This window comes from Bacillus cereus (genome assembly GCF_007678085.1).
GTDB classification, from domain to species: Bacteria; Bacillota; Bacilli; order Bacillales; family Bacillaceae_G; genus Bacillus_A; species Bacillus_A cereus_BE.
The window spans coordinates 479,066-496,295 of sequence record NZ_VEDW01000004.1 but is presented as its reverse complement, the minus strand read 5'-3'; the positions used below and the strand labels follow the sequence as shown (position 1 = coordinate 496,295).

Here is a 17,230-nt window from a genome sequence, read left to right as displayed (position 1 = left end):
AAGTTTTTGTTGCATTCTACTTTTAATGATTATATACTACTGTTAGTACCTAGTCATAAAAATGGATGGTGCGGTATGAAAAAAAGAAGAAGTAAAAAAGAAAGACAAGAATTATTACAACAAACTATAGAAACGAATCCTTTTATTACGGATGAAGATTTAGCAGAAAAATTTCAGGTGAGTATACAAACCGTACGTCTTGATCGTATGGAATTATCTATTCCTGAATTAAGAGAAAGAATTAAACATGTAGCTACAAAGCAACATGAAGAAGATGTGAAATCTTTACCGTTAGAAGAGGTTGTCGGAGAAATTATCGATATAGAATTAGATAGACATGCGATTTCTATCTTTGAAGTGAAGGTAGAACACGTATTTAAAAGAAATCAAATTGCCCGTGGGCATCATTTGTTTGCACAAGCAAACTCACTAGCTGTTGCGGTTATTGATGAAGAATTAGCTTTAACTGCAAAGTCTACCATTCGATACATTCGTCCTGTAAAATTAGGAGAGCGTGTCGTTGCGAAAGCGCGCGTTGAAGATGTAGAGAATGATAAAGGACGGACCGTTGTCAAAGTGCGTAGCTTTGTTGGAGAAGAACTTGTTTTTACAGGCACTTTTGAAATGTATCGATCTAGTAATTATAGTGAGGAAGGTAACAACTTATGAAAATCGCAATAGATGCAATGGGCGGCGATCATGCTCCAAAGGCTGTCGTATTAGGAGCAATGAAAGCTATTAAGGAATATTCTGATTTACATATTACGTTAGTAGGGAAAGAAGAGGAAATTCGTCAATACTTAACGAGTGAAGAACGAATTACTATACTTCATACAGATGAAAAAATCGAATCGACAGATGAACCAGTAAGAGCGGTTCGTCGAAAAAAACAAGCTTCAATGGTACTAGCGGCGCAGCAAGTGAAAGACGGCGTAGCAGATGCTTGTATATCAGCTGGTAGTACAGGAGCTTTAATGACGGCTGGATTGTTTGTTGTAGGTCGTATGGAAGGAATTGAGCGACCAGCGTTATCCCCTACCATGCCAACTGTTGATGGAGAAGGTTTTGTTATGTTAGATGTTGGAGCGAACGTTGATGCAAAACCAATTCATTTATATCAATATGCAGTAATGGGATCTGTATACGCTGAGAAAGTAAGAGGAATTAAAAATCCTCGCGTTGGACTTTTAAACGTTGGAACAGAGGATGGCAAAGGGAACGAACTTTCAAAACAAGTCTTTGCAATGCTTAAGGATGCCCCAATTAATTTCGTTGGGAACGTTGAATCAAGAGATTTATTGCAAGGTGTAGCAGATGTTGTAGTATGTGATGGTTTTACAGGTAATGTAGCACTGAAATCATTAGAAGGAACAGCGCTTGCATTATTCTCTATGTTAAAAGACCAGTTAATGAGTTCGTTTACGAGCAAATTAGCCGCAGCGGTATTAAAGCCAAAACTTATGGTATTAAAAGATAAAATGGATTATTCGGAGTATGGAGGAGCGGCATTATTCGGATTGAAGGCTCCTGTCATTAAGGCTCACGGTTCTTCTAATGACCAATCGATATTTAGTGCGATTCGTCAAACGAGAGAAATGGTAGTGAAAGAAGTTATTCCTACTATTTCAAGCGTAATGGAGAAAGAGCCACTCCAATAAGAGGAGGATTTGAAATGGGAAAACTAGCATTTCTTTTTCCGGGCCAAGGTTCACAGGCAGTTGGAATGGGTAAACAATTAGCAGAGAATAATAAAGAGGTTGCAAATGTATTTGCAAAAGCAGATGAGGTATTGCAAGATTCACTTTCGGAAGTGATTTTTGAAGGGCCGCAGGAAAAGCTTACGTTAACGACAAATGCGCAACCTGCCTTATTAACAACGAGTTTTGCTATTTTGACAGCTTTAAAAGAGTATGATATTACACCAGACTTTGTCGCAGGGCATAGTTTAGGTGAATACAGCGCTCTTGTAGCAGCGGGTGCAATAACGTTTGAAGATGCTGTATACGCTGTAAGGAAACGTGGGGAATATATGGAAGAAGCTGTTCCTGGCGGAGAAGGTGCAATGGCAGCTATTTTAGGTGCTGATCCACATATGCTAAAACAAGTTACAGAGGAAGTAACAAGTGAAGGATATGCAGTACAAATCGCTAATATGAATAGTACGAAGCAAATTGTGATTTCTGGAACAAAGCAAGGAGTCGAGATTGCTTCTCAAAGAGCGAAGGAAAATGGCGCAAAGAGAGCTGTTCCGCTTAAGGTAAGTGGACCGTTCCACTCTTCGCTTATGAAGCCAGCAGCGGAGAAATTCCAAAGTGTCTTAAATGAAATTACAATTCAAGATACAAATATTCCGGTTATCGCAAATGTAACAGCAGACGTTATTACAAGTGGTACACATATTCAAGAAAAGCTAATCGAACAGCTCTATTCGCCTGTCTTATGGTACCCATCCATTGAATACATGGTGGATCAAGGGGTAGATACATTTATTGAGATTGGACCTGGGAAAGTACTTGCTGGACTTATGAAGTCAATTGATTCATCAGTGAAAGCATACGCGATATATGATGAAGAGACATTACAAGATACCATTTCAAATTTGAGAGGAGAAAACTGATGTTAAAAGGGAAAGTAGCATTAGTAACGGGTGCTTCACGTGGAATTGGTCGTGCAATTGCGATTGATTTAGCGAAACAAGGGGCAAATATTGTAGTAAATTATGCTGGTAATGAACAAAAGGCAAATGAAGTAGTTGATGAAATAAAGAAATTAGGTTCGGATGCAATTGCAGTAAGAGCAGATGTTGCAAATGCTGAAGATGTTACAAATATGGTGAAACAAACTGTAGATACATTTGGACAAGTTGATATTCTTGTAAATAATGCAGGTGTAACAAAAGATAATTTATTAATGCGTATGAAAGAAGAAGAATGGGATACAGTTATTAATACAAACCTAAAAGGTGTATTCTTATGCACGAAGGCAGTATCTCGATATATGATGCGTCAACGTCATGGACGTATTATTAATATCGCTTCTGTTGTTGGGGTAACAGGTAATCCAGGACAAGCAAACTATGTCGCTGCTAAAGCGGGTGTAATTGGATTAACAAAAACGTTAGCAAAAGAATTAGCGAGCCGTAATATTACTGTAAATGCAATTGCTCCAGGGTTTATTGCGACGGATATGACAGATGTATTAGATGAAAATATAAAAGCCGAAATGTTAAAATTAATTCCTGCAGCTCAATTTGGTGAAGCGCAAGATATCGCAAATACTGTAACGTTTTTTGCCTCTGATCAAAGTAAATATGTTACAGGGCAAACGTTAAATGTTGATGGCGGAATGGTAATGTAATAAAAGAATTGATTTCAACTAGTTTTTTTGGACAATATTTAATATAATATTTGAGGGGAGGTGAATGGAATGGCAGATGTTTTAGAGCGTGTAACAAAAATCATCGTTGATCGTTTAGGTGTAGAAGAAACTGAAGTAGTACCAGCTGCGAGCTTTAAAGAAGATTTAGGCGCAGACTCCCTAGATGTAGTAGAACTTGTAATGCAATTGGAAGATGAATTCGAAATGGAAATTTCTGATGAAGATGCTGAAAAGATTGCTACTGTTGGCGATGCTGTGACTTACATAGAGAGTCATCTATAATGCTTAAGTGAAGTCCCGTTTTTTAGCGGGGCTTCTCGGCTTATATCTGGAGGGACCTATGCCGTACCGAAAACATAGAGAAAAAAAATACGAAACAAAATATCGTGAAGCGTTTAAAGTATTTCAAGAAGAGATAGGTATTACGTTTTCAGATGAAAAATTATTGATTCAAGCATTTACGCATTCATCGTATGTGAATGAGCATCGAAAAAAACCGCATGAAGACAATGAGCGTCTCGAATTCCTTGGAGATGCAGTGTTGGAACTTACTGTGTCGCAGTATCTGTTTCAAAAATATCCGACAATGAGCGAAGGAGAGTTAACAAAACTACGTGCAGCTATTGTATGTGAACCATCTCTTGTTCGTTTTGCAAACGAGTTGTCATTTGGTAGCCTTGTTTTATTAGGAAAAGGTGAGGAAATGACAGGTGGACGTGAACGACCAGCTTTATTAGCGGATGTCTTTGAAGCGTTTATTGGTGCCCTTTATCTTGATCAAGGGTTAGAAACAGTATGGGGATTCTTAAAAGAAGTTGTATACCCTAAAATTAATGAAGGTGCTTTTTCTCATGTGATGGATTATAAGAGTCAATTACAAGAGTTGATTCAGCGTGATGGTAGTGGCAATATTGAGTATCAAATTTTGCAGGAAAAAGGACCGGCCCACAATCGAGAATTTGTGTCACGTGTTACGTTAAATAACGTGGCTTTAGGTCTTGGTAGTGGCAAGTCGAAAAAAGAAGCAGAGCAGCAAGCTGCTGCAGAAGCATTGAAAAAATTAAAAGAACAACTATAAGGAATCCCCCTTTGAATGAGGGGGATTCCTTATGCATAGAATGAAACTTTCTTTTTGTTTGTGAATAAAGGGAAGGGAAATCCGTATGATAGCTCGTTTTTGTCTAGATAACAGTTATAGCAACGGAGAATAGGAGGAAGGCCTTTCGTGTTTTTAAAAAGATTAGAAATAGCAGGATTTAAGTCTTTTGCTGAGCGTGTATCTGTTGATTTTGTCCCAGGTGTAACTTCTGTAGTAGGACCTAATGGAAGCGGGAAAAGTAATATTACTGATGCTATTCGCTGGGTACTTGGTGAACAATCTGCAAAATCATTACGTGGTGCAAAGATGGAGGATATTATTTTTGCGGGCAGTGATACGAGAAGAGCAGTTAATGTTGCTGAAGTAACAATAACTTTAAATAATGAAGATCAACGTTTACCGATTGAATATAATGAGGTATGTGTAACACGTCGTGTATCGCGTTCTGGTGATAGCGATTTTTATATTAATAAACAATCATGTAGATTGAAAGATATTATCGATTTATTTATGGACTCTGGTATGGGAAGAGAAGCTTTTTCGATTATTAGCCAGGGGAAAGTTGAAGAGATTTTAAGTAGTAAATCAGAAGAACGTCGTGGTGTATTTGAAGAAGCTGCTGGAGTGCTGAAATACAAACTTCGTAAAAAGAAAGCGGAAGCAAAATTAGCAGATACACAAGAAAACTTAAATCGTGTACAAGATATCATTCACGAATTAAGTAGTCAAGTAGAACCTTTGGAAAGACAAGCTTCTATTGCGAAAGATTATCTTGAGAAAAAAGAAGAATTAGAAAAAGTAGAAGCAGCGCTTATTGTACATGAAATTGAAGAATTACATGAGAAATGGGAAGCGCTTCGAAATCAGTTTGGGCATAATAAAAACGAAGAAGCGAAAATGTCAACGCATTTACAAAAAGGTGAAGAAGAGCTAGAGGAATTACGAGGCCAATTACAAGCAGTAGATGAGTCTGTAGATTCCTTACAAGAAGTACTTCTTCTTTCTAGTAAAGAACTAGAAAAGTTAGAAGGGCAGCGTGAGCTATTAAAAGAGAGAAAGCAAAATGCAACGACGCATTGTGCGCAACTCGAACAGTTAATTGTTGAATTAACAGCGAAAGCTACAAGTTATGATGGTGAAATAGAATCAAGTACAGAAGTGTTGATGCAATTTGTAAATCAAGTAAAAGAATTGGAGACGAAATTGCATGATAATGAGCAATTACTTGCAACGTTTGCTGACAATTTAGAGGAACAAATTGAGAATTTAAAAGGTGACTATATTGAACTTTTAAATCAACAAGCTAGTCATCGTAATGAATTATCTATGATTGAAGAACAATCTAAACAACAAAACTCTAAAAATGAACGCCTTGACGAAGAAAATGCGAAATATGTAGAAATGCGTATGGAAATTACAGCGAAAAAGACGAAACTTGTGGAAAGTTATGAACAAGTGAAAGAAAAAGTAGCTGGAATCCTTGCAAATATACAAAAAACAGAAGCCGCACTTGGGAAATGCAAGACGCAGTATAGTGAAAATGAAACAAAACTGTATCAAGCGTATCAATTTGTACAACAGGCACGTTCTCGAAAAGAAATGCTAGAAGAGATGCAAGAAGATTACTCTGGTTTCTATCAAGGAGTACGTGAAGTATTAAAAGCTAGAGAAAATAGGTTGCAAGGTATCGAGGGTGCTGTGGCAGAACTGCTGACGGTGCCGAAAGAATATGAAATTGCAATGGAAATTGCTCTAGGTGCAGCAATGCAACATATTGTCGTACAAAAAGAAGAACATGCTCGTAATGCAATTGCGTTTTTAAAACAAAATAAACATGGGCGAGCAACGTTTTTACCGCAAGCTGTTATTAAAAGTAGATCGTTATCATTTGAACAATTACGTATTGTAAATCAACACCCATCGTTTGTAGGTGTGGCGGCAGAACTTGTGCAATATAACAATAAATATGAAAATGTAGTTTCAAATTTATTAGGTACAGTTATTGTTGCGAAAGATTTACGCGGGGCAAATGAGTTAGCGAAACAACTGCAATACCGTTATCGCATTGTAACAATCGAAGGCGATGTAGTGAACCCTGGTGGTTCTATGACAGGTGGAGCGGTAAAACAGGCGAAATCCTCATTATTAGGACGTCAACGTGAACTAGAAGAGTGGACGAGCAAGTTAACGGATATGGAAGAGAAAACAACGAAGTTAGAAAACTTTGTTAAAGCAGTAAAGCAAGAGATTCAAGAAAGAGAAGTCCAAATACGCGAACTAAGACAAAGTGTAGAAGCAGAGCGTGTAGATGAACAGAAATTAAGAGAAGAAATTAATCGCTTAGAATTAGAAGAACATCGTATTAATGATCGTTTATCTATTTACGATTTAGAGATTGAAGGATTCTTACAAGATCAAGTGAAGATACAAGGGCGTAAAGAAGAGCTAGAAAAGATTTTAGCGACCCTTCAAGCGGAGATTACGGGATTAGATAGCAAAATTGTCGCTTTAACAAAACAAAAAAGTGAGCAGCATACTTCGAAAGAAAAAGTTCAAAAAGAAATGACTGAGTTAAAAGTGTTGGCGGCTGAAAAGCAACAACGCTTATCTAATCAAAAAGAAAAAGTTGAACGATTGACGAAGGAAAAAGAAGAAACGGATGCAACGCTTGTCAAAACGAAAGAGGATTTAGCATTCTTAAAACAAGAAATGACATCGAATTCAAGTGGTGAAGAGCAAATTACGAATATGATTGAGAAAAAAGCATATGATCGTAATCAAACTTCAGAGTTAATTCGCTCTCGTCGTGAACAACGCGTATCGTTACAAGAGAGAGTAGAACATTTAGAGCGTAATCTGAAAGAAACAACAGGTAAACATAAATACATTCTTGAGATGTTGAAAGATCAAGAAGTAAAAATAAACAGACTGGATGTAGAGTTAGAAAATAGATTACAACATTTACGTGAAACATATACGATTTCATTTGAAGCAGCAAAACTGAAGTATACAATGGTGATGCCTGCCGAGGATGCACGTAAAAAGGTGAAATTAATTAAACTATCTATCGAAGAGCTGGGCACAGTAAACTTAGGAGCAATTGATGAATATGAGCGTGTAGCAGAGCGTCATACATTCTTACTAGAGCAAAAAGATGACCTAGAAGAAGCGAAAACGACACTGCACCAACTTATTACTGAAATGGATGAAGAAATGAAAAAACGCTTTTCTACTACTTTTGAAGGAATTCGAATGGAGTTTCAATCGGTATTCTCTGAATTATTCGGAGGCGGTAGAGCGGATTTAGTCATGACGAATCCAGAGGACTTATTAAATACGGGTATTGATATTGTAGCGCAACCGCCAGGGAAGAAACTGCAAAACTTAGGTTTACTTTCAGGTGGAGAGCGTGCTTTAACAGCAATTGCGCTGTTATTTGGTATTTTAAAAGTGCGCCCAGTCCCATTCTGTGTACTAGATGAGGTAGAGGCTGCTCTTGACGAGGCAAACGTTGCCCGTTTTGCCCAGTATTTAAAGAAATTTAGTGATGAGACGCAGTTTATTGTAATTACACATAGAAAAGGTACAATGGAGGAGTCTGACGTATTGTATGGTGTAACAATGCAAGAGTCAGGAGTATCTAAACTTGTCTCAGTTCGTTTAGATGATGGAGAAGAACTAGTTGCAAGCAAATAGGAAGGATGGGACAGTATGAGCTTTTTTAAAAAACTAAAAGAAAAAATTTCAAAACAAACAGATACGGTAACAGAGAAGTTTAAACAAGGATTAGAAAAAACGAGAAATTCGTTTGCGGACAAAGTAAATGATCTAGTATTTCGTTACCGTAAAGTAGATGAAGATTTCTTCGAAGAATTAGAAGAGATTTTAATTGGTGCAGATGTGGGCGTTTCAACAGTGATGGAATTAATCGATCAGTTGAAAGAAGAAGTGCAACGCCGTAACATTCAAGATCCTAGAGAAGTGCAAGCAGTTATTTCAGAAAAACTAATAGAAATTTATAAAGGCGACAGCGATTTTACTAATGAAATTAATATGCAAAAAGATGGCTTGACAGTTGTTTTATTTGTTGGTGTTAATGGTGTAGGTAAAACGACAACAATTGGTAAGATGGCTCATAAGTTTAAATCAGAAGGTAAGTCTGTCTTATTAGCGGCAGGAGATACATTCCGTGCTGGAGCGATTGAACAATTAGAAGTATGGGGCGATCGCGTTGGTGTAGAAGTGATTAAACAAGGGTCAGGGTCTGATCCAGCAGCAGTTATGTATGACGCTGTACAAGCTGCAAAAGCACGTAACGTAGACGTATTACTATGTGATACAGCAGGACGTTTACAAAATAAAGTGAACTTAATGAAAGAGTTAGAGAAAGTAAAGCGTGTAATTGAGCGTGAAGTACCAGGAGCTCCTCATGAAGTATTACTTGTTATTGATGCTACAACAGGACAAAATGGTTTAAGTCAAGCGAAAACATTCCGTGAAGCAACGAATGTTACTGGTATTGTTTTAACGAAGTTAGATGGAACTGCTAAAGGCGGTATTGTATTAGCGATTCGTAACGAAATGGATGTACCGGTGAAATTCGTTGGATTGGGAGAGCAAATGGATGATCTGCAACAGTTCGATCCAGAACAATATGTCTATGGTTTATTTGCAAACTTAGTAGAAACAGAAGAAGTATAAGTGAAAGAAGCGGTATTTTCCGCTTCTTTTCCTATAAAAATATGTGATGTTAAGAAAAAAACTTGACACTCTTTTATACTCCATGTAAACTAATTCATGTAAAGGGAAATCACTTAACAAAGGATGATCCAACATGCTCGAAAAAACAACGAGAATGAACTATTTATTTGATTTTTATCAATCGTTGTTAACGCAAAAACAAAGAAGTTATATGTCGCTTTATTATCTAGATGATTTATCTCTTGGTGAAATTGCGGAAGAATTTGATGTAAGTCGCCAAGCCGTGTATGATAACATTAAACGGACTGAAGCGATGCTTGAAGAATATGAAGATAAATTAGTATTACTTCAAAAGTTTCAAGAGCGACAGCGACTTGTTGCAAAGCTAAAACAGCTAATCAGCGAAGAAGAGCATGTGAATGAAGAAATGAAACAAGTTGTTGAAGCTATCGAAAAATTAGATTAGGAGGGCGGCAATATGGCATTTGAAGGATTAGCCGACCGACTTCAACAGACAATGCAAAAAATCCGCGGCAAAGGAAAAGTTTCTGAAGCCGATGTGAAAGAAATGATGAGAGAAGTTCGTCTAGCTCTTTTAGAAGCGGACGTTAACTTTAAAGTAGTAAAAGATTTTGTAAAGCGTGTGTCTGAACGTGCTGTCGGACAAGATGTAATGAAAAGTTTGACACCTGGACAACAAGTAATTAAAGTTGTACAGGAAGAACTTACAGAACTTATGGGCGGAGAGCAAAGCAAAATTGCTGTTGCTAATAAGCCACCGACTGTTATTATGATGGTTGGTCTGCAAGGTGCAGGTAAAACAACGACGACAGGTAAGCTTGCGAATTTGCTTCGTAAAAAGCATAATCGTAAACCGATGCTTGTTGCAGCGGATATTTACCGTCCTGCAGCGATTAAACAGCTTGAAACATTAGGGAAGCAATTGGACATGCCTGTATTCTCTTTAGGAGATCAAGTAAGTCCTGTTGAAATTGCGAAACAAGCGATTGCAAAAGCAAAAGAAGATCATCACGATTATGTTTTAATCGATACAGCAGGTCGCCTGCATATTGATGAAGAACTAATGGATGAATTAGCGAAAGTGAAAGAAGTTGCGAAACCGGATGAAATTTTCCTTGTTGTCGATGCGATGACAGGACAAGACGCGGTTAATGTTGCACAAAGTTTCCATGAACAGTTAGGTTTAACTGGGGTTGTATTAACGAAATTAGATGGTGATACGCGCGGTGGTGCGGCATTATCTATTAAAGCTGTTACAAATACACCAATTAAATTTGCTGGTATGGGTGAAAAACTAGATGCACTTGAAGCGTTCCATCCAGAACGTATGGCATCCCGTATTTTAGGGATGGGAGACGTCTTAACATTAATTGAAAAAGCGCAAGCTACAGTTGATGAAGAGAAAGCAAAAGAACTTGAGCAAAAAATGCGTACGCTTTCGTTTACGCTTGACGATTTCCTAGAACAACTTGGACAAGTGCGTCAACTTGGACCACTTGATGAATTGTTAGGAATGCTTCCTGGTGCAAATAAAATTAAAGGGCTGAAAAATGCACAAGTTGATGAAAAACAAATTGGGCATATTGAGGCAATTATTCGTTCTATGACTAAATTAGAGCGAGAACAACCGGAAATAATCAATGCTAGTCGCAAAAAGCGCATTGCCAAAGGTAGCGGTACAACGGTACAAGAAATCAATCGTTTAATCAAGCAATTTGATGATATGAAAAAGATGATGAAAACGATGACTGGAATGCAAAAAGGTAAGAAAAAAGGACTAGGTGGATTGAAGTTTCCATTCATGTAAGGAAAAAAGATGGCTCTGTTAAGAAAAAATACTTTACAAAGCAATAGTCTTTTTGCTAATATAATTATCTGTGTGAAATAAATTCGGAGGTGCTTTATAAATGGCAGTTAAAATTCGTTTAAAACGTATGGGAGCTAAAAAAACTCCTTTCTATCGTGTAGTTGTTGCAGATTCTCGTTCTCCTCGTGACGGACGTTTCATTGAGGAAATCGGCACTTACAATCCGGTTGCTCAACCAGCTGAAGTTAAGATCAACGAAGAAGCAGCATTAAAATGGTTAGGAAATGGTGCTAAACCATCTGATACAGTTCGTAACTTATTCTCTAACCAAGGTATCATGGAGAAATTCCACTTATCTAAACAAGGTAAGTAATTGAGGCAATGACTATGAAGAAGTTAGTCGAGACGATTGTCAAGCCTCTTGTCGATCATCCTGAAGATGTAAAAGTTACACAGGAACTTTACAACGGAGAGATAAAGTATCGATTAACTGTACATCCTGAGGATGTTGGAAAAGTCATTGGAAAGCAAGGGAAAGTTGCGAAAGCAATTCGAATGCTCTTGTATTCAGTGGGACATCATAATGATGAAAAAGTAACACTGGAAATTCAATAAACGTAAAAAGGGCGAGGAGTTATTTCCTCTCCCTTTTTTAACATTTAAAGAGAAGTTGCATGTTCCATATGTGAAATGGAGATGCTTAATTTATATAGAAACCAGGGGTGACATACTATTTATGACAAAATGGTTTAACGTAGGGAAAATTGTAAATACTCATGGCGTAAGAGGAGAAATTCGTGTTATTTCTCGTACTGATTTTCCAGAAGAGCGATATAAAGTAGGAAACACGTTATACATAAGTAATGAGAAAGATACAGACTATCTGCCGGTAAAGGTAACTTCTCACCGTCAACATAAGACATTTGATTTATTAACACTTGAAGGATACAACAATGTAGATGAAGTAGAGAAGTTTAAAGGTTCTTTAATAAAAGTACCAGAAGAGCAGTTAGGCGAACTAGCTGAAGGTGAATACTACTACCATGAAATTATTGGTTGCAGTGTTGTAACGGAAGAAGGAGAAGCGTTAGGGACAATAAAAGAAATTTTATCTCCTGGTGCAAATGATGTTTGGGTAATTAAACGTCCAAAAGGTCAAGATTTGTTAATTCCTTATATTGATGATGTTGTGCTTCAAGTTAGCATTGAGAATAAATTAGTAACCATTCATGTAATGGAAGGGTTGCTATAATGAAAATTGACATTTTAACATTGTTTCCAGATATGTTTACGGGTGTGTTTGGATCTTCAATATTAAAGAAGGCACAAGAAAAAGAGGCGGTAGAGCTTCGTGTTGTCAATTTCCGTGATTATACAACGAGTAAGCATAATAGTGTAGACGATTATCCGTACGGTGGTGGTGCTGGGATGGTATTAACTCCTCAGCCTATCTTTGATGCAGTGGAAGAGTTAACGAAGGAAACAGACCGTAAACCGAGAGTTGTCCTAATGTGTCCACAAGGAGAACGTTTTACGCAGAAGAAGGCAGAAGAACTTGCTGAAGAAGAGCATGTTATTTTTGTATGTGGCCATTATGAAGGGTACGATGAACGAATTCGTGAACATCTCGTAACAGATGAAATTTCTATCGGTGACTACGTATTAACTGGTGGAGAGTTAGCCTCTATGGTTATTACTGATAGTGTCGTACGTCTTTTGCCAGGGGTATTAGGAAATCACGCTTCGCAAGTTGAGGATTCGTTCAGTACAGGTTTATTAGAGCATCCTCATTATACACGTCCAGCTGATTTTCGTGGTATGAAGGTGCCTGATGTATTGATGTCAGGAAATCATAAAAATATTGATGAATGGCGACATAAAGAATCACTACGTCGTACGTACACACGTAGACCGGATCTATTAGAAGAACGAGAATTGTCTAAGCAAGAAAAGAAATGGCTAGAACAGATAAAAGAGGGCAAATAAGGGCTTGATATATTTTCTATTGCAACAGTCCTAGCAATATGCTATTATAACACTTGTGCTACTGAAATCAGTGGCCGTATTAACGATGTTCCGCTGTAATTTATTAAGACTTTATAAGAGCATCTGTTTAAAGGAGAGAATTTAATATGCAACAATTAATCGCAGAAATTACAAAAGGCCAATTAAAAACTGACCTTCCTTCATTCCGTCCTGGAGACACTTTACGTGTACACGTAAAAGTAGTTGAGGGAACTCGTGAAAGAATTCAGCTTTTCGAAGGTGTTGTAATTAAACGTCGTGGTGGCGGAATCAGTGAAACATTCACAGTTCGTAAGATTTCTTACGGTGTAGGTGTTGAGCGTACATTCCCAGTTCACACGCCAAGAATCGCGAAAATCGAAGTACTTCGCCGTGGTAAAGTACGTCGTGCTAAGTTATACTACTTACGTAACCTTCGCGGTAAAAAAGCACGTATTAAAGAAATTCGATAAGACATGTATGGGAGCTTGTAAATGCACAAGCTCCCTTTTTCCAATCTATATAAAATTTTGATATAATACGAGCAGCTTACATAATCGTGGAGGGGAAATGCATGAAGAAAGAAAAGAGTTCACTTTGGGAATGGATCAAAGCAATTTTGATTGCTGTTGTATTAGCCGGTGTTATTAGACAGTTTTTCTTTGCGCCAATTCTCGTAGATGGAGTATCGATGGCGTCTACTTTACATGATCGCGATCGAATGATTGTCAATAAAATTGGTTATCACATAGGAGATCCGAAACGATTTGATATTATCGTATTCCGAGCAACGGAAGATAAAGATTATATTAAGCGCATTATCGGCCTACCAGGCGATGAAATAGAGTATCGTAATGACAAATTATATGTTAACGGAAAGGCTTATGAGGAGCCGTATTTAGACAAGCAGAAAAAACAAATTGCTGACGGACCGCTTACATATGATTTTACTCTTGAAGAAATGACAGGGAAGAAAACTGTTCCAGAAGGCCAATTATTTGTTTTAGGCGATAATCGTCGTTTTAGTAAAGATAGTCGTTCGATTGGTACAATTTCAATGGACCAAGTGATTGGAAAAGCAAATATACTATATTGGCCGTTAAAAGATGCTCGTATTGTGAAATAAAAGAAAAAGAAGGTGGCAACATGGTAATTCAATGGTTCCCGGGACATATGGCAAAGGCTAGACGCCAAGTAACAGAAAAGTTAAAGTTAATTGATGTTGTAATTGAGCTTGTAGATGCTCGATTACCTTTATCTTCACGAAATCCAATGATCGATGAGATTATCACACATAAACCGAGGCTTGTCGTTTTAAATAAAGCGGATATGGCAGATGATCGTTTAACAAAGCAATGGATCGCATATTTTAAAGAAAAAGGCCATATGGCCATTTCAATTAACGCGCAAGCTGGACAAGGTATGAAGGAAATTGCAGCAGCTTGTAAAGTGTTAGTGAAAGAGAAATTTGATAAAATGGTTGCAAAAGGTATTAGACCGAGAGCGATTCGTGCATTAATTGTAGGTATACCAAACGTTGGTAAATCTACGTTAATTAATAAATTAGCGAAGAAAAATATTGCTAAAACAGGAGATCGTCCTGGTGTGACAACAGCTCAACAATGGATTAAAGTTGGGAAAGAAATGGAACTGTTAGATACACCTGGTATTTTATGGCCTAAATTTGAAGATCAATTAGTAGGTCTTCGATTAGCGACAACGGGTGCAATTAAAGATTCAATTTTAAATTTACAAGATGTTGCTGTTTACGCACTACGTTTTATGGAGAAACATTATCCAGAACGTTTGAAAGAGCGATATAATTTAAGTGAGATTCCAGAAGATATTGTAGAATTATTCGATGCAATTGGAAAAAATAGAGGTTGTTTAATGGGCGGCGGAATGATTGATTATGATAAAACATCTGAGCTTGTACTTCGTGAGCTTCGCGGTGGAAAACTTGGGAAAATGACGTTTGAAACACCAGAAGAGTTTGCAGAGCAGACAGAAGATGTAGAAAAAGTAGAAGAAGTATAAGACGTGCGTTTGTACGTCTTTTCTTTTTTGTATATAAAGGGAGTGGCATGAATGCAAAAAGTGACTATTCAAGAAGCGGAACGTTTACTGCAAGAAATTATGAGTGAAGAAGATGACCGCTTTCAACTATTAATGAAAGACGAGCGAAAAGGGGTACAAAAGCTCATTTTGAAGTGGCATAAACAAAAAGAGTTAGCGCAGAAAGAAAAAGAAAAGTTTTTCGAAATGTCCAGGTACGAGATTGCATTACGTGAAAAAGGGCTCACATATATCGCAGGTATAGATGAAGTAGGGCGTGGGCCGCTAGCTGGGCCTGTCGTGACGGCAGCTGTTGTCCTTCCAGAAGATTTTTATATTCCAGGGTTAAATGACTCGAAAAAGCTGAGTGAGGCGAAGCGAGAGCGTTTTTATGATGGAATCAAAGCGCAAGCAATTGCAATTGGAGTCGGAATTGTATCACCACAAGTTATTGATGAGATAAATATTTATCAAGCGACGAAACAAGCGATGTTAGATGCTATTGCGAATTTATCTTGTACACCAGAATATTTATTAATTGATGCGATGAAACTTCCTACACAAATTCCTCAAACATCCATCATTAAAGGTGACGCGAAAAGCATTTCTATTTCAGCCGCATCCATTATTGCGAAAGTAACGAGAGATCGTATGATGAAAGAGCTTGGAGAAAAGTATCCTGCATATGGATTTGAACAACATATGGGATATGGAACGAAACAACATTTAGAAGCGATTGAAGCGCATGGAGTATTAGAAGAACATCGAAAATCGTTTGCACCAATTAAAGATATGATTCAAAAATAAGCTGCGAATATGCAGCTTATTTTTTTATTTTGGTATACGAACATTATTATTTTCAAAAAAGAATAAAGCGATTTCAGTTTTCTGACACTTTATTGTAGACAGCGTGCCAATCATCTTATACAATGGCAATGTAATGTTTTTTAAACATTAAAAAACTTTTCGAGTAAAACAGGAAAACAGGGGAGGATGGGACCATGAATATCCATGAGTACCAAGGTAAGGCAGTCCTTAGAAGCTATGGGGTTAGCGTTCCGAACGGGAAGGTTGCATTTACAGTAGAAGAAGCTGTAGAAGCAGCGAAAGAATTAGGAACGGATGTATGTGTAGTGAAAGCACAAATTCACGCTGGTGGACGCGGCAAAGCTGGCGGAGTAAAAGTTGCAAAAAATTTAGATGAAGTTCGTACATATGCAGAGAGCATTTTAGGAACTACACTTGTGACACATCAAACAGGTCCTGAAGGTAAGGAAGTAAAACGCTTACTTATCGAAGAAGGTTGCGATATTAAAAAAGAATATTATGTTGGTCTTGTTTTAGACCGTGCAACTTCTCAAGTTGTTTTAATGGCGTCTGAAGAAGGCGGAACAGAAATTGAAGAAGTAGCAGAGCAAACACCAGAAAAAATCTTTAAAGAATATATTGATCCGGCAGTAGGCTTACAAGGCTTCCAAGCACGCCGAATTGCATTTAACATCAATATTCCAAAAGAGCTTGTAGGACAAGCTGTGAAGTTTATGATGGGCTTATACCGTGCATTTATTGAAAAAGATTGTTCTATCGCGGAGATTAATCCACTTGTTACAACAGGTGACGGTAAAGTTATGGCATTAGATGCGAAATTAAACTTTGATTCTAATGCTTTATATCGCCATAAAGACATTTTAGAACTTCGTGATCTTGATGAGGAAGATTCAAAAGAAATCGAAGCTTCTAAATATGACTTAAACTACATTCCTTTAGATGGAAATATCGGTTGTATGGTTAATGGTGCAGGTTTAGCGATGGCTACAATGGATATCATTAAACATTACCATGGAGATCCAGCTAACTTCTTAGATGTTGGTGGCGGTGCAACAGCTGAAAAAGTTACAGAAGCATTCAAAATTATCCTTTCTGACAAAAACGTAAAAGGTATCTTCGTTAACATTTTTGGTGGCATTATGAAGTGTGATGTTATTGCAGAAGGTGTTATTGAAGCAACGAAACAAGTAGGTCTTGAGTTACCTTTAGTTGTACGTCTTGAAGGTACAAACGTAGAGTTAGGTAAGAAAATTTTAAATGAGTCTGGCTTAAATATTGTTGCAGCAGAATCTATGGCAGACGGTGCACAAAAAATTGTTTCACTAGTGGGCTAATAG

The 17,230-nt window shown here is 37.5% G+C and carries 19 protein-coding genes; all 19 read left to right on the top strand.

The features are described 5' to 3' along the window. Positions 1–75: 75 nt before the first annotated feature. The gene (gene fapR / locus FS742_RS19645; RefSeq protein WP_000747352.1) at positions 76–669 is read left to right on the top strand and encodes a transcription factor FapR; all 594 of its coding nucleotides are present in this window, start codon (positions 76–78) and stop codon (positions 667–669) included. Then, a complete protein-coding gene (gene plsX / locus FS742_RS19640) occupies positions 666–1,658 on the top strand; it encodes a phosphate acyltransferase PlsX (protein WP_144614548.1) in 993 nt (330 codons plus the stop codon). The genes fapR and plsX overlap by 4 nt, the downstream gene beginning before the upstream one ends. Before the next feature lie 14 nt (positions 1,659–1,672). Further along, positions 1,673–2,617, top strand: coding sequence for an ACP S-malonyltransferase (gene fabD / locus FS742_RS19635; RefSeq protein WP_144614546.1), 945 nt, complete (start codon positions 1,673–1,675; stop codon positions 2,615–2,617). After that, entirely contained in the window at positions 2,617–3,357 is a 741-nt protein-coding gene (gene fabG, locus FS742_RS19630; RefSeq protein ID WP_144614545.1) for a 3-oxoacyl-[acyl-carrier-protein] reductase, read from the top strand. Before fabD ends, fabG begins: the two co-directional genes overlap by 1 nt. A 69-nt stretch (positions 3,358–3,426) precedes the next feature. Continuing rightward, positions 3,427–3,660, top strand: a complete 234-nt coding sequence (gene acpP / locus FS742_RS19625) for an acyl carrier protein (RefSeq protein ID WP_000786062.1) — start codon at positions 3,427–3,429, stop codon at positions 3,658–3,660. Positions 3,661–3,718: 58 nt separating this feature from the next. Continuing rightward, positions 3,719–4,456, top strand: a complete 738-nt coding sequence (rncS, locus tag FS742_RS19620; RefSeq protein ID WP_001146868.1) for a ribonuclease III — start codon at positions 3,719–3,721, stop codon at positions 4,454–4,456. A gap of 147 nt (positions 4,457–4,603) precedes the next feature. Next, entirely contained in the window at positions 4,604–8,173 is a 3,570-nt protein-coding gene (gene smc / locus FS742_RS19615) for a chromosome segregation protein SMC (protein ID WP_144614543.1), read from the top strand. Positions 8,174–8,188: 15 nt separating this feature from the next. Continuing rightward, positions 8,189–9,178, top strand: coding sequence for a signal recognition particle-docking protein FtsY (gene ftsY / locus FS742_RS19610; protein ID WP_048530519.1), 990 nt, complete (start codon positions 8,189–8,191; stop codon positions 9,176–9,178). A 133-nt stretch (positions 9,179–9,311) separates the two neighbouring features. Beyond that, the gene (locus tag FS742_RS19605; protein WP_000891061.1) at positions 9,312–9,644 is read left to right on the top strand and encodes a putative DNA-binding protein; all 333 of its coding nucleotides are present in this window, start codon (positions 9,312–9,314) and stop codon (positions 9,642–9,644) included. A gap of 12 nt (positions 9,645–9,656) precedes the next feature. Continuing rightward, the gene (gene ffh, locus FS742_RS19600) at positions 9,657–11,006 is read left to right on the top strand and encodes a signal recognition particle protein (RefSeq protein ID WP_000863461.1); all 1,350 of its coding nucleotides are present in this window, start codon (positions 9,657–9,659) and stop codon (positions 11,004–11,006) included. A 100-nt stretch (positions 11,007–11,106) separates the two neighbouring features. Continuing rightward, on the top strand, positions 11,107–11,379 hold the full coding sequence (gene rpsP, locus FS742_RS19595) for a 30S ribosomal protein S16 (RefSeq protein ID WP_000268750.1): 273 nt from the start codon (positions 11,107–11,109) through the stop codon (positions 11,377–11,379). A 14-nt stretch (positions 11,380–11,393) separates the two neighbouring features. Next, positions 11,394–11,621, top strand: coding sequence for a KH domain-containing protein (locus tag FS742_RS19590; protein WP_000737397.1), 228 nt, complete (start codon positions 11,394–11,396; stop codon positions 11,619–11,621). Between the two features lie 121 nt (positions 11,622–11,742). After that, positions 11,743–12,258, top strand: coding sequence for a ribosome maturation factor RimM (gene rimM, locus FS742_RS19585; RefSeq protein ID WP_144614541.1), 516 nt, complete (start codon positions 11,743–11,745; stop codon positions 12,256–12,258). Further along, on the top strand, positions 12,258–12,992 hold the full coding sequence (gene trmD, locus FS742_RS19580) for a tRNA (guanosine(37)-N1)-methyltransferase TrmD (protein WP_144614539.1): 735 nt from the start codon (positions 12,258–12,260) through the stop codon (positions 12,990–12,992). Before rimM ends, trmD begins: the two co-directional genes overlap by 1 nt. Before the next feature lie 146 nt (positions 12,993–13,138). Continuing rightward, the gene (gene rplS, locus FS742_RS19575; protein ID WP_001186516.1) at positions 13,139–13,483 is read left to right on the top strand and encodes a 50S ribosomal protein L19; all 345 of its coding nucleotides are present in this window, start codon (positions 13,139–13,141) and stop codon (positions 13,481–13,483) included. Positions 13,484–13,584: 101 nt separating this feature from the next. Then, positions 13,585–14,136 (top strand): signal peptidase I, encoded by a 552-nt coding sequence (gene lepB / locus FS742_RS19570; protein WP_000711857.1) that lies wholly within the window; start codon positions 13,585–13,587, stop codon positions 14,134–14,136. A gap of 20 nt (positions 14,137–14,156) precedes the next feature. After that, positions 14,157–15,047 (top strand): ribosome biogenesis GTPase YlqF, encoded by an 891-nt coding sequence (gene ylqF, locus FS742_RS19565; protein ID WP_144614538.1) that lies wholly within the window; start codon positions 14,157–14,159, stop codon positions 15,045–15,047. Between the two features lie 51 nt (positions 15,048–15,098). Continuing rightward, positions 15,099–15,872, top strand: a complete 774-nt coding sequence (locus FS742_RS19560) for a ribonuclease HII (protein ID WP_144614536.1) — start codon at positions 15,099–15,101, stop codon at positions 15,870–15,872. Between the two features lie 194 nt (positions 15,873–16,066). After that, the gene (sucC, locus tag FS742_RS19555) at positions 16,067–17,227 is read left to right on the top strand and encodes an ADP-forming succinate--CoA ligase subunit beta (protein WP_144614534.1); all 1,161 of its coding nucleotides are present in this window, start codon (positions 16,067–16,069) and stop codon (positions 17,225–17,227) included. Positions 17,228–17,230 lie beyond the last annotated feature (3 nt).

Excerpts from the sequence above, each read along its gene's own strand:
- fapR (WP_000747352.1), top strand. The coding sequence starts at position 76 with ATGAAAAAAAGAAGAAGTAAAAAAGAAAGACAAGAATTATTACAACAA.
- plsX (WP_144614548.1), top strand. The coding sequence starts at position 666 with ATGAAAATCGCAATAGATGCAATGGGCGGCGATCATGCTCCAAAGGCT.
- fabD (WP_144614546.1), top strand. The coding sequence starts at position 1,673 with ATGGGAAAACTAGCATTTCTTTTTCCGGGCCAAGGTTCACAGGCAGTT.
- fabG (WP_144614545.1), top strand. The coding sequence starts at position 2,617 with ATGTTAAAAGGGAAAGTAGCATTAGTAACGGGTGCTTCACGTGGAATT.
- acpP (WP_000786062.1), top strand. The coding sequence starts at position 3,427 with ATGGCAGATGTTTTAGAGCGTGTAACAAAAATCATCGTTGATCGTTTA.
- rncS (WP_001146868.1), top strand. The coding sequence starts at position 3,719 with ATGCCGTACCGAAAACATAGAGAAAAAAAATACGAAACAAAATATCGT.
- ftsY (WP_048530519.1), top strand. The coding sequence starts at position 8,189 with ATGAGCTTTTTTAAAAAACTAAAAGAAAAAATTTCAAAACAAACAGAT.
- FS742_RS19605 (WP_000891061.1), top strand. The coding sequence starts at position 9,312 with ATGCTCGAAAAAACAACGAGAATGAACTATTTATTTGATTTTTATCAA.
- ffh (WP_000863461.1), top strand. The coding sequence starts at position 9,657 with ATGGCATTTGAAGGATTAGCCGACCGACTTCAACAGACAATGCAAAAA.
- rpsP (WP_000268750.1), top strand. The coding sequence starts at position 11,107 with ATGGCAGTTAAAATTCGTTTAAAACGTATGGGAGCTAAAAAAACTCCT.
- FS742_RS19590 (WP_000737397.1), top strand. The coding sequence starts at position 11,394 with ATGAAGAAGTTAGTCGAGACGATTGTCAAGCCTCTTGTCGATCATCCT.
- rimM (WP_144614541.1), top strand. The coding sequence starts at position 11,743 with ATGACAAAATGGTTTAACGTAGGGAAAATTGTAAATACTCATGGCGTA.
- trmD (WP_144614539.1), top strand. The coding sequence starts at position 12,258 with ATGAAAATTGACATTTTAACATTGTTTCCAGATATGTTTACGGGTGTG.
- rplS (WP_001186516.1), top strand. The coding sequence starts at position 13,139 with ATGCAACAATTAATCGCAGAAATTACAAAAGGCCAATTAAAAACTGAC.
- lepB (WP_000711857.1), top strand. The coding sequence starts at position 13,585 with ATGAAGAAAGAAAAGAGTTCACTTTGGGAATGGATCAAAGCAATTTTG.
- ylqF (WP_144614538.1), top strand. The coding sequence starts at position 14,157 with ATGGTAATTCAATGGTTCCCGGGACATATGGCAAAGGCTAGACGCCAA.
- FS742_RS19560 (WP_144614536.1), top strand. The coding sequence starts at position 15,099 with ATGCAAAAAGTGACTATTCAAGAAGCGGAACGTTTACTGCAAGAAATT.
- sucC (WP_144614534.1), top strand. The coding sequence starts at position 16,067 with ATGAATATCCATGAGTACCAAGGTAAGGCAGTCCTTAGAAGCTATGGG.